Annotated in this window: 10 protein-coding genes; 2 read left to right on the top strand and 8 right to left on the bottom strand. The window is 70.6% G+C overall.

The window, feature by feature from the left end; translation table 11 throughout:
* On the top strand, positions 1 to 525 hold a 525-nt coding region (locus VFW66_10055; GenBank protein ID HEX5387032.1), incomplete at its 5' end, for a hypothetical protein.
* A gap of 6 nt (positions 526 to 531) precedes the next feature.
* Here VFW66_10055 and VFW66_10060 read toward each other — a convergent pair.
* Together VFW66_10060 and VFW66_10065 are read right to left on the bottom strand one after the other, a co-directional pair.
* Positions 532 to 1,515 carry a hypothetical protein gene (locus VFW66_10060; GenBank protein ID HEX5387033.1) on the bottom strand — a complete coding sequence of 328 codons (984 nt, stop codon included), beginning with the start codon at positions 1,513 to 1,515 and terminating at the stop codon, positions 532 to 534.
* Complete coding sequence (locus VFW66_10065; protein HEX5387034.1) at positions 1,512 to 2,462, bottom strand: glycosyltransferase family 2 protein; 951 nt, start codon at positions 2,460 to 2,462, stop codon at positions 1,512 to 1,514. Before VFW66_10065 ends, VFW66_10060 begins: the two co-directional genes overlap by 4 nt.
* 136 nt (positions 2,463 to 2,598) lie before the next feature.
* Here VFW66_10065 and VFW66_10070 point away from each other — a divergent pair, with 136 nt between their 5' ends.
* Positions 2,599 to 3,570 (top strand): ABC transporter permease, encoded by a 972-nt coding sequence (locus VFW66_10070; GenBank protein ID HEX5387035.1) that lies wholly within the window; start codon positions 2,599 to 2,601, stop codon positions 3,568 to 3,570.
* Positions 3,571 to 3,578: 8 nt separating this feature from the next.
* On the opposite strand, the gene VFW66_10075 is transcribed toward VFW66_10070, so the two are convergent.
* The 6 genes from VFW66_10075 to VFW66_10100 all read right to left on the bottom strand — a co-directional run.
* The gene (locus VFW66_10075) at positions 3,579 to 5,126 is read right to left on the bottom strand and encodes a hypothetical protein (GenBank protein ID HEX5387036.1); all 1,548 of its coding nucleotides are present in this window, start codon (positions 5,124 to 5,126) and stop codon (positions 3,579 to 3,581) included.
* Positions 5,123 to 5,794: a class I SAM-dependent methyltransferase gene (locus tag VFW66_10080; protein ID HEX5387037.1), complete on the bottom strand. Its 672-nt coding sequence runs from the start codon at positions 5,792 to 5,794 to the stop codon at positions 5,123 to 5,125. The genes VFW66_10075 and VFW66_10080 overlap by 4 nt, the downstream gene beginning before the upstream one ends.
* Complete coding sequence (locus tag VFW66_10085; GenBank protein ID HEX5387038.1) at positions 5,787 to 7,505, bottom strand: nucleotide sugar dehydrogenase; 1,719 nt, start codon at positions 7,503 to 7,505, stop codon at positions 5,787 to 5,789. The genes VFW66_10080 and VFW66_10085 overlap by 8 nt, the downstream gene beginning before the upstream one ends.
* A 17-nt stretch (positions 7,506 to 7,522) precedes the next feature.
* Complete coding sequence (gene asnB / locus VFW66_10090) at positions 7,523 to 9,406, bottom strand: asparagine synthase (glutamine-hydrolyzing) (protein HEX5387039.1); 1,884 nt, start codon at positions 9,404 to 9,406, stop codon at positions 7,523 to 7,525.
* Positions 9,406 to 10,401, bottom strand: coding sequence for a polysaccharide deacetylase family protein (locus VFW66_10095; protein ID HEX5387040.1), 996 nt, complete (start codon positions 10,399 to 10,401; stop codon positions 9,406 to 9,408). The genes asnB and VFW66_10095 overlap by 1 nt, the downstream gene beginning before the upstream one ends.
* Positions 10,402 to 10,408: 7 nt before the next feature.
* Positions 10,409 to 11,522: FAD-dependent oxidoreductase (locus VFW66_10100; GenBank protein ID HEX5387041.1), on the bottom strand; the 1,114-nt coding region annotated here is incomplete at its 5' end.

An 11,522-nucleotide genomic window follows, 5' to 3' on the forward strand; every position in this document is an offset into this window, starting at 1 on the left:
GCGGTGCTCGCCGCGATCTGGCTGGCGGCGGGGCCGCGCCACGCCATGTCCAGGGCCAATTTCGGCGCGTTTGCCGGAGCGGTGCTTGTCGTCGGCGCCGCGGGGCTGATGTACGCGACCGCCGGGCGCGAGCTGCGTGCCGACTACGAAACGGTGTGGTCTCCCCAATCGGTGCGGAAGATCGCCGGCTACCTCGAGCGCCACGCCGCGCCGGGAGACGAGGTGCTCTCGGGCGCCGTAATGTGGGAGCTCCAGGCGGACCGGCCCCCATTCGACCGTATCAGCCACCCCCTCGCTTTCATGTTCGGCATGCAGCCCGACTCGGCCGCCGCGCTCGAGCAAACGCTCGAAGCCCGTCCGCCTGCGTTCGTGGTGCTCGACGGCTACACCGAGCAGACCTTCGGCGCCGTGCTGCCCGACTTCCAGCAGGTGCTGAGCGAGCGCTATGCGCTGGTGGACAGCGCCACCGGCGCCAACTTTCCCGTGCGGTTGTACGAGCTGCGCGAGCGGATGGCGCGCGAGTAGCGCGCGTCAAGCCGCGTCAGGATGGGCCGGCGGGCTCGAGCGGCGGAGCCGATAGCGCTTCTGCTGCGAGGCGCTCAGGTGCACGATCATCTCGCCGATGAGACCGAGCGCCACCGACTGCACGCCGAGCGTGATGAGCAGCACGCCCAGCAGGAGCACCGGACGGTCGGCAAGGCCCTGGCCGCCGAAGCGCTGGATTGCCACCGTGAGCAGGATGATGACGCCGATCCCGGCGATCGCGCTGCCGATGAGCCCGAAGAAGCGCAGCGGCTTGTCGGTGAACTTGAGCAGGAAGAAGAGGCCGAGGACGTCGATCAGGCGGCGGAGATAGACGCCCGGCGCATAGATCCGGCCGCGCATCGCCTTCGGGTGAACCGCGGCCGGCACCTCCTCGGTCGCCTGACCTTCCCGCAGCGCCAGCAGCGGAAGGAAGCGCGCGAAGTCGCCATAGAGAGGAACCTCGGAGACCAGCTCGGTGCGCATCGCGCGCACGCCGCAGGCCACATCGTGGAGCCGCCCTCCGGCCAATCGCCCCACGAGCAGGTGAAGCACCCGGTTCTGCATCCGGTTCACCAGCGCGTCACGCCGCGCGGAGCGACACGCCACCGCGAGGTCCGCTCCGCCTTCTACCTTGGCAACGAGCTCGGGCAGCACCGCGGGCGTCGTCTGTAGATACGCGGGCAACGTGACCAGAATCGGGCTGCGGCAGCTCGCCGCGGCCACCTTGAGCAGCGTCGTCTCGCCCGCGCTCTGGGCGACCTCGAGCAGGCGGACCGGCTCGCCCCGCGCACGGAGCGCGCTCAGCGCCTGCGTGAGATGCCGGAACCAGGGGTAGGCCACGAAGACGAACTCGAACGTGTACCCGGCCTCCCGGAGCGGCGCGGAAAATTCTATGTAAAGAGCGTCGAGCGCGACCGGGCGCTCCACCACGGGCACCACGACCGTCACGTCGTACGCGCGCCCGCCCACGTCGTAGGGGCGCGCCGTCACAGCGGCCGCTCCACCACGTTGGGCAGCAGGTGCTCGCGCTCGCGCGCCTTCCAGACGGCGACCTCGCCGATCAGGCCGAGCATGAGCAGGTAGCAGGCGAGCATGAAGCAGAGGAGCGCGGCCGCGGGAAAGACATATGCGTTCGCCATGCTCTCGCGCAGCTCGGCCGCGGCGGCAAACGAGCCGGCGAGAAACGCGATGCCCGCGGCGAACGCGCCCGCGGCGCCGAGCCCGAACATCACGATGGGCCGCTCGCGGAACCAGGCGATCATCGTGATCGTGAGCAGATCGGCGAGGATCTTGAGGATGCGCGAGAGGCCATACTTGCTCTGGCCGAAGCGGCGCGCGTGGTGTCGCACCGGCACCTCGGTGATCCGCGCGCCGGTCGTCGCGGCCGCCACCGCGGGCAGGAAGCGATGCATGTCGGAGTAGAGGTGCAGGTGCTGGAGGGTGGAGCGGCGGTACGCCTTGAGCGAGCAGCCGTTGTCGCGAATCTGCACCCCCGTAATCGCGCGGATCAGCCGGTTCGCCACCCACGAGGGCACCTTGCGGGTGATGAGCTTGTCCTGCCGGCGCAGGCGGTAGCCGGCGACGAGGTCGTAGCCCTCCTCGAGCTTGGCGGCGAGCGAGGGGATGTCGGCCGGATCGTTCTGCAGGTCGCCGTCCATGCTCACCACCGTATCGCCCCGCGCCGCGTCGAAGCCGGCCTGCATCGCCTGGGTCTGGCCGTAGTTGCGTGCCAATTCCACCAACCGCACCCGATCGTCGCGCGCGGCGAGATCGCGGGCGACGGCGGCGGTGCGGTCGCGGCTCCCGTCATCCACCAGCACCAGCTCCCACGCGCGCTCGATGCCGAGCGCCTCTCGAACGGCGTCAACCAGCGCGCCGACGCTCTCCTCCTCGTTGTAGAGGGGGACCACGACGGACAGCATGGAGCGGTTCGACATGGCGGGGCTCACAGCAACACACATGCCTCCGAGGTTGCCGAAAGGTACTTGAGCGGGGCGAGCGCCCGCCACGGCCGCGCATGCATCGCGCGCACGGCTCTTGCTTCTCCCCTCGCGTCCCGTTCTCTTGAGGCCCATGACGCGCCCACTCGCGCCTGACACGTCGCCTGCCGTGGCCGCGGCGCCCCCGCCCGCCGCCCCCACGCTGTCAGCCACCGCCCCCTCGGCCGCCAACAGTCCCGATCCCGAGCGGAGCGTCACCGCCGATCTGGCCGAGGTCCTGAGCGACTTCTGGAATTATCGCGAGCTGCTGCTCCAGCTCACCCGGCGCGACATCCGCATCCGGTACAAGCAGGCCGTCATGGGTTTCGGCTGGGCCGTGTTCATGCCCATTCTCGTAGTGCTGGCGGGTGTGCTGGTTCGCGCGGCGATGGCCCACCTCTCCCACTCCACGCTCGACGTGCAGCACATCGCGGGGCTCGCGGTGAAGGCGCTGCCGTGGTCGTTCTTCGTGGGGGCGATCGGCTTCGCCACCGCGAGCCTCGTGGGCAACACCAACCTCGTGACCAAGATCTACTTCCCGCGTGAGGTGCTGCCGATCTCGGCCACGCTGGCGCAGGCGTTCGACACGGCCATCGGCACCGTCGCGGTCGCCCTCATCCTGCCATTCCTCGGCGTTCGGCCCACGTTCGCGCTCCTCTGGGTGCCGGTGCTCGCGGTGCTCACCTTCGTCTTCACCGCGGGCACGAGCCTCTTTCTCGGGTGCGCCAATCTCTTCTTCCGCGACGTGAAGTACATCGTGCAGGTGCTGCTCACGTTCGGCATTTTTTTCACGCCGGTCTTCTTCGAGCCCGCCATGTTCGGCCCGACCGGTGCCAGGCTCATGATGCTGAATCCGCTCTCACCGATGCTCGAGGGGCTCCGCCTCGCCGTCGTGGGGGGCCACAATCTGCTCCTGCCGCTGGTCGAAACCGGCTCGGCCGGCCGCGAGATTCTAGTATGGAGCCCGTGGTATCTCCTCTACGGCGCGCTCTGGGGCGTAGCAGGACTGCTCGCGAGCGCGCTCCTCTTCCATCGCCTCGAGTTCAAGTTCGCCGAATACATCTGACGCCTCTGCTACAGGCTGTCGCCGGGCGCGGCGCGCAACTCCACGTCGAGCAGGCGCAGGCCCGGATAGGTGCGGGCGAAGTTCACCCGAAACAGCCCCTTGAGGTCGGACTCGAAGCCCCGCCGGTTGAAGTCCGGCGTGCTCCACGGCTGGTAAAGCAGCCAAAGGCGAGTCCGGCCGCCGGTGATGCGCAGCAGCGAATCGGTGGCGGCGCGGACGGACGTGGTGTCGTCGCGCGGCCCCGTCCACGCATCCGGCAGGAGTCCGCGCGGTATCGCGCCGAAGCGCCCCCGCCGGTGGTAGAGGCGGCGGTAGTAGTAGAACACCGGCAGCGAGTCGTGCGCGTCCAGCGAGAGGATCGGCCGATCTGCCGGGCCGCGCTCGACCATCGTCCGGACGGCTGCGCGATAGTCGTACGGGCTCGTGAAGTTGCGAACGAAGCTCACCGTCGATACTGCGAAGAGCGCGAGCACGGCGCCCGCGAGGCCCGAGGCGAGCGGCCCCGTGCGCACGCGGCTCAGGAGCAGGCCGAGCAGGACGAGCGCGCCAGGGAGCACCACGATCCAGTGCCGGGTGTCGACCAGCGCGAGGCGGGTGATGCGGAGGAACGCGAGGACGGCAAAGGGAACGACGGCCCCCAGCACGGCGACCGACTCGAGCGGCGTCCATCGCCCCACGCCGCGCCACGCGCGGGCCGCCACGATCGCCGCCGCGAGGGCGAGGATGAGCGGCGCCGCGCCCGGCCGGGTGACGACGGGCGCGCCCCGAAACGCCACCGTGCGTGCCGCGTCCAGCAGCCACGCGGCGCCCTGTACGAGCCGCGCCGCCTCGCCGTGCGCGGAGGTGACGGGATCGGCGATGTAGTTGCCGTAGTGCGTCACCTGCCACAGGACCACCGGCATCCAGACGAGCAGCGCGAGCGCCAGCACTAGCACGCACCAGGCGATGCGCCGGCGCGCCACCCGCCCGAGGAGCGGCGCACCTGCCCACTGTCCCGCCAGCGCAAAGCCGGCGTAGTACTGGGTCATGAGCGCGAGCCACGCGGCGATGCCGTACCGCACCCCGCGTGGCGCCGGCTCGCGTCCGACTGTCCAGGCCGCGTAGAACTCGGCACTCGCCGCCGCGATGAGCAGCACCGCCAGGCTGTAGGGCCGAGCCTCGGCCGCCGCATAGAGCAGGTGGGGGCTGAGCGCTGCAACGAGGCCCAGACTCCACCAGCGCGCCCCGATCCCGAGCTGCCGGCTCATTCGGTGCAACACCGCCACGGCGCCCATTGCGCACGCGGTGGAGAGCACGCGCGCCCACTCGATCGACGGCGACAACGTCCGCCAGAGCGCCAGCAGGACGAAGTACACCGGCGGCTGCTGCTCCGTCCGGACGGCCTCGCGGAAGGCTCGTAGCGCGCCGCCGTCGCTCGAAGCGAGCGAGTAGGCCTCGTCCAGCCAGATGCTCTTGTGGGCGTTTTCCCAGAGCGCGACCGCGAGCACGATCGCAAGACCGAGGACGAGCGGGCCCGGCCCCGTCACCGGCGCGGCGGGCTTCTCGAGCGGCTTCACCGCCGCTCGTACGTCACGAGCTCGTAGGGGGCAAGCCGCGGCGGCAGCCAGCGCGGCCGGGCGGCGCGCGCCGCGTCGGGCAATACGGCTGCAAGGGCGGCACCGACCCGCTCCCGCCCGCCGGCAAACTCCGCTTCCGGATCTCGGCCGACGATCCGCCGCAGGACCCGGTCGGCCCAACGCAGATGACGCGTGGTGAGCGCCACGAGCCGACCGCCGGGTGCCAGCACCCGCAGCACTTCCCGTAGACAGGCCGCGGGGTCCGGAACGAACTCCAGTGTGCTCATGAGCACCACCCGCTCAAAGCTTCCATCGCGGAACGGCAGCACGCAGCCACTGCCCCGCACCAGCTCCGACTGCACGCCGTCGCGGGTAAGGCGCGACCGCGTGACCGCGGCCGACGAGTGGACGTCGATACCGACCGACACCCGCGCGGCCCGCGACAGCTCGTACTGAAAGATGCCGCTACCGTAGCCGACTTCCAGCGCGCGGGCCACCGGGGCGGCTGCTGCTCGCGTGCCGGCGACGGCGTCGCGCACCCAGACCAGGCGCCGTCGCATGAGCCAGCCTAGGCCCGGCCGGTAGTACCAGGCCAGGGCGTCGACCCCGCCGGTGCCGACCAGCCGCCCGGCAGGCGGCAGATGGAGCCGCGCAGGTGCCTCAAGCACGGCCGGCCGCCGCCGCGAGCTCGGGAACCCAGCCACGGTAGGGCGGCGCGGGCAGTGGGTTTCCCGCGTCACCGATCTGGCAGCCGGTGCCGCAGGTCCGCGCCAGCCGGCGCACGGTGGCGAAGTCGAGCCGGCCGAAGCCGCCGTCGCCGCCGGCTCCGTACTCGCCATCCAGGAACTCGACGAGATCGTGCACCTCGTTGGCGACGCCGCGCTCGAGGGCGCGGAACCAGCCGTGCGCGAGCTCCACCAGCTCCGCGGACGGCTCTGCGCATCCGCGCCCGATTCCGGCGTAGCCGATGCCGCGGGATTCGACCGTCGTGCGGCGGAGCAGGTTGCACCCGTCGACGATCCCGCGGAGCCCCGGGATCGCGAGCAGCCGCTCGGCCGCCGCCGCAAAGGCCGCGTGCCCCGTGCACAGGAACGCTGTCTCGGGCCTCTCGTCGCGGCCCGGCGGCTCGCTCCGGAACCGTTCCGCGAGGCCCAGCCGCAGCAGATTGGGGTCCGTCGGGCGCACGTGGGGGTCGTGAATCGTCACCCGGCACCCTCGACCGAGGAGCAGGCGCGCGAGGACCAGGGCGGGCGCGTTCCGCGTGTCCTCCGAATCCGCCCGATAGGCGGCGCCGAGCACCGCGATGCGGCGCCCCGCCAGCCGGCCGAACGCTCGCTCGGCGAGGGCGATCGTCGCGGCCGGCGATGCGTCGTTGATCGCGCGCGCCCGAAGGATGAGGCTGCGGGACCGATCGGCCCCCCGCTCGAGCCGGCGCCACCACAGGAGGATGCCATCCTTCGGCAGACAGTGGCCGCCGACGCCTACCGTGGGCACGAGGAGCGCGCCCGTGGGCACCGCGCCCGGATCAGCGCTCGCCGCATCCGCCTGCGCCACCCGCGCGTTTACGGCATCGCGCAGCCGGAAGAAGTCGATGTCGTGCGCGTCGCAGTAGCGCGCGAGCTCGCTTACGTACGCGATGCGGACGTCGCGATACGCGTTCTCCAGCGTCTTCACGACCTCCGCGGCGAGGCTGTTGGTCTGGTGAAGCGCGCCGCGGTGCACGATCGGGCGGTAGAGCTGGGCGATCCGGTCCGGCGTCTCGGGACTCAACCCCGCGACCAGCTTGTCGGAGCTTGCCACCCGCTCGATCAGCCGGCCCGGCATCACGCGGTTCGGGCTGTTGCCGAGCAGCACGTCGGCGCCCTCGACGAGGCCGGCGCGGGCGAACCGCTCCCGCACCACCGTCGTCATGGACGACGGCGCCAGCGTGGATTCGAAGATGACGAGCGGCACGGTTCCGGCCGGCCGCCCCCGAAGCGCGCCGGCGATGCCGTCGATGGCCTCGAAAAGCGGCCCGTACTCCGGGCCGTCGCCGGCGCGGTCGGTCTGTACGCAGATGAGGATCGCCTGGGCGGTGCTGAGCGCGCCGTAGTCGTGTACGGCGCGAAGCCGGCCGGCGGCGACCGCGCCTGCGACGATCCGGTCGAGCGCGGGCTCGACGCCGCCGATCGGCGACCGCCCAGCGTTGATCGCCCCGACCTTCCACCCGGATGTCGCCGAGGGGCGCTGCACGACCGTCACCCGCGCGGTGCGGGCCGGCCCCTCGGCCGCCGACGCGAGCAGCGCCGCCATCGGCATGCCCACGATGCCCGGCCCGACCACGCCGATCTCGCGCACCTCCCATGGCCCGGCCGAGCCGTCCCGCGAGACGTGCGGCATCGAATCCTCAGCGCCGCTCAGGCCGCATCGATGAACTCCCGGTGCCAGAGCTCCAGATTCACCATGCCCCACAGCCGCCGGCCGAACGCTGCCTCCTCGTCGAGCAACTGCTCGACCCGGCACGGGTCGAAGATCCCGCGAGTCCGCGCCCGCGACGAGAGCAGCACGTCCCGGAAGAACGTCCGGGCCTCGCCGCGCGCCCAGTGATGCAGCGGCACCGGAAAGCCCACCTTGTCACGCCGCGCCAGGACGCTTTGCGGCAGCACGTGCCGGGCGGCGCGCTTCAGGATGTACTTCATCTCGCCGCCCCGGAATTTCATCCGCGGGGGCATCGACGTCACCAGGTCGGCGATCCGATGGTCCAGCAGCGGCACCCGCGATTCGAGCGATGTCGCCATGCTCACGCGATCCTCGACCTGCAGCAGCGCCGGCAGCCCTGCCACCAGGTCGAAGTGTGTCATCTTGTTGTAGTACGAGCGCGTGTCCGGATGATTGAAGATCTGCTGGAAGCGCCCGAAGATCGCCTCGCCGTCGTACGCGGCGCGGAAATCCCGGCTGAGCAGCTCGGTCGCGCCGCCGCTCCGGTCCACCAGGCGGAAGTAGCGCCGGTCCATCGGCTCGAAGACGCCGTCGCCCCAGAACTGCTGCAGCATCGGCACGTACTGCCGGAGCTCGGCGAGGTTGGGCACGATCGAGGTGAGGGAGACGATGTGCTCGGCTTCCTCGTTGGTCTCGTAGATCGCGCCCTTGAGCGCCTGCTCGACGTAGGCGACCAGATAGCGCGCGTACCCGCCGAAGATCTCGTCGCCGCCCTGGCCGCCGAGGACGACCTTGACCTCGCGGGCCGCGAGCCGCGAGACCACGTACTGGGGGAAGACGCCCGGCCCCGCGACCGGCTCGTCGAGATGGTAGACCAGCCGCGGCAACAGGTCCACGAACTCCCGCTGCGTCGGATACACCTCGTGATTCTCGACGCCGCATGCGTCCGCCACTTCGCGCGCGTAGCGCGTCTCGTCGAATTCCGGCCCGTCGTGAAACGCGCCCGTAAACGTCGGCAGGCGGCCGCCGAGCATCGGCGCGGCGAGGCAGGTGATGAGGCTCGAGTCCATGCCGCCGCTCAGGTAGGAGCCCACCGGCACGTCGCTCCGGAGCTGGACACGGACCGCCTCGCACAGCAGGCGCCGCAGCTCGTCCACGAAGTACTCCTCGGTATGGTAGGGATCGAGCTGAAAGCAGGGCTCCCAGTACTGCTCGGTGCGAACCGCCCCGCTCACAAGATCCACCACCTGGTAGTGGCCCGGGGGGACCTTCCGGATTCCGCGAAACAGCGTGGCGTCGCCCAGCACGAACTGGAAGGTGACGTAGTCCCGCATGGCGTCGTAATCGGGCTCGGCGACAACGTCGGGGTCCTGCAGGAGCGCCTTGATCTCGGAGGCGAAGAGGGTCCGGTGCGGCGTCGCGTGGTAGTAGAGCGGTTTCACCCCGAAGTGGTCCCGCGCGGCGAGCAGCAGCTTGCGCTGCCGGTCGAGCAGGAGAAACGCAAACATGCCGTTCAACCGGCCCACGCAGCCGCACCCGTGCTCCGCATAAAGCTTGAGGATCACTTCGGTGTCCGACGTGGTCTCGAACGAGTGGCCCAGCCGCTGAAGCTCCTGCCGCAGCTCGATGTAGTTGTAGATCTCGCCGTTGAAGACGATGCTGAGATCCCCGCTCGTCATGGGCTGGCGCCCGGTCACGAGATCGATGATCGCGAGCCGCCGGTGCGCCAGCCCCACCGGGCCGTCGGTCAGGAACCCTTCGTCGTCGGGCCCGCGATGCGCCATGGTCCGGGCCATGGCCGCAAGGAGCGGCTGCGCCACCGGCCGGCCATCAAAGCGCGCGATGCCCGCGATGCCGCACATCAGGTCTGCTCCGCGAGCGTGGCGTCGAGGAGCGGCAATGGTTCGCTCGCCTCGAGCGCCCGCGCGTGCGCGCCCACACCGACGAGATCGAACCGGCCACCAAGCAGCGCAAGCACGCGCCGGAATAGGTCGCGCTTGCGCGCGGCCGGGAGCTGCATCCCCGGAAAGAAGGCCAGCTCGGGAACGTCCTCGCCGCTCAGGAGGTCCAGCGGATGCAGCAGGAAGCTGAGCGGCGTCCGGGTCGTGCGGCAGGCGGCGAGTGCGGCGCGGAGATACGTCATCATGAGCCGCTCGGAGTACGCGCTCAGGTAGAGCAGATAGCTCAGGTGCATCGGCAGCCGGAGGACGGGGATGGTCGTGACCGGCATCTCGAGCAGCGTATCGCCGTTGCCGAGCGCCCAGCGATACGGGCGGTCGGGCCGGAGCGCGTCGGAAAAGCGGCCGAAGAGCTGCGCCCGCATGCGCCGCTCAGGCGCGGTGAGCCGCGCCGTGCGGAAGTAGTAGGCGCGGGCCAGGGGGCCGATGAACGTCGGCAGGACGGACGCATCGTAGCGGTAGCCACGGGCGTGAAGCACGCGGAGCAGCGCCGGACTCCAGCTATAGCCCGGCCCCCGGAACCCGAGCGGCCGCTGGCCCGTCACGGCCTGGATTGCTGTCTCCGCCCGCTCGACTTCTTCGGCAATTCGGTCGGCCGAATAGCGTTGCAGCCACGGCTCGTGCTCGTGCGAGTGATTCCCGATCTCGTGTCCGCGCGCCGCCACGGCGGCGAGCGCCCGCCCGTTCTCCTCCCTCGCGGCGTCGGCGCCCACCACGAAAAACGTGATCCGGAGGCCCAGCTCGTCCAGCAGATCGAGCACGAGCGGCAGGAAGCGGTCGAAGAACGACGGCCGTGCTTCCCAGCCGATCGCGCCGCGGGTCCTGAGGTACGACCAGAGATTGTCGGCGTCGAGGCTCACGCTCGCGAGCGGACGACTCCTGGAGCCCTCCGCGGTCATGTGCGGCTCACGCGGCGAGCCGCGGCCCGCCCAGCGCGCCGAGGCGCGGGGCCAGCTCGGCGGCCTTCGCGTCGGCCAGACTGACCGTCTCGTTCACGTTGAGCGTGCCCTGCGCGATCTGGGCCGAGTTGACGAGGAAGACCCGCGGAAGCGAGGTGGCAACCGGCGGGAGCCGGTCGTCGGAATAGCCAAGCGTCGGAACCGCGAGCACCTCTCGCGCCCGCGATACCGCGCAGGTCAGCACATCGGAGGGTTCGACGTGGGGATGGATGCGCCGGAGCGCGCCGAGGAATTCCGCCTCGATCTCCGAATCGGGTCGGTTCCACCAGGGATCATCCTGCGCCAGGTACTTCGGAAGGTAGATCAGCGTATTCCCCCCGAACTGCTCGCGTTTCACCAATGCCGTCGCTTCGATAATACCGGTGAACGGAACCCACTCTTCGGTGATGTTAGTCACGTAAAATCCCGCAAGCGGACGCCTGAGCAGTACGGATGCGCAGCAGACTCCCTGATACACGACGCTCCGGAGCCGTGCGAGCTCGCCGGGGTTGAGTGTGGGACAGAGCGCGGCGGCGCGCCCGCAGGGAACCGTGAGCACGGCGACGTCGAATGCCGCCTCGGTACCGTCCTGAGTCCGCACCACGGCGCGATGCCGGTCGGCCCGCACGTCGAGCACGCGGCAGCCGTAGCGCCGCACCACGCCCATGCGATCGAGCTGCGCCTCCAGCCGGGCGAGCACCGCGGCGTAGCCCCCCCGCACGTAGCCGAACATCTCGCGCTTGAGCCCCGAGCGCCTCGCCGCGTACATCCGTGCGATGATAGCGCAGATGAACGCCGCGCTCGCCTCTCGGTAGTTCTCACCCAGCTTGGCGCGAAGCAGCGGCAGCCAGAGTCGCTCCACGACCCGCCGCCCCGACCATGCGGTGAGCCACTCGACCACCGGCGTCCGCTCGAGCGCGCGCGGATCGCCGGCGCGGGCTGCGGCGAGCACCGTGGCCGCGAGCCTAGCCTTGTCCACCAGCGACAGCGGCGGGAAGCGGAGAAATTCGAGCGTGGAGGAGAGAGAATGGAGCCGGCCGTCGGTGTAGAAGCCGGTCCGGGTCTCGCCCCATTCGACCGAG

The organism is Gemmatimonadales bacterium, assembly GCA_036279355.1.
Classification (GTDB): domain Bacteria; phylum Gemmatimonadota; class Gemmatimonadetes; order Gemmatimonadales; family GWC2-71-9; genus DASQPE01.

Bases quoted from the DNA above. Each gene is read 5' to 3' on its own strand.
- VFW66_10070 (HEX5387035.1), top strand. From the start codon at position 2,599: ATGACGCGCCCACTCGCGCCTGACACGTCGCCTGCCGTGGCCGCGGCG.
- VFW66_10085 (HEX5387038.1), bottom strand. From the start codon at position 7,505: ATGCCGCACGTCTCGCGGGACGGCTCGGCCGGGCCATGGGAGGTGCGC.
- VFW66_10065 (HEX5387034.1), bottom strand. From the start codon at position 2,462: ATGTCGAACCGCTCCATGCTGTCCGTCGTGGTCCCCCTCTACAACGAG.
- VFW66_10095 (HEX5387040.1), bottom strand. From the start codon at position 10,401: ATGACCGCGGAGGGCTCCAGGAGTCGTCCGCTCGCGAGCGTGAGCCTC.
- asnB (HEX5387039.1), bottom strand. From the start codon at position 9,406: ATGTGCGGCATCGCGGGCATCGCGCGCTTTGATGGCCGGCCGGTGGCG.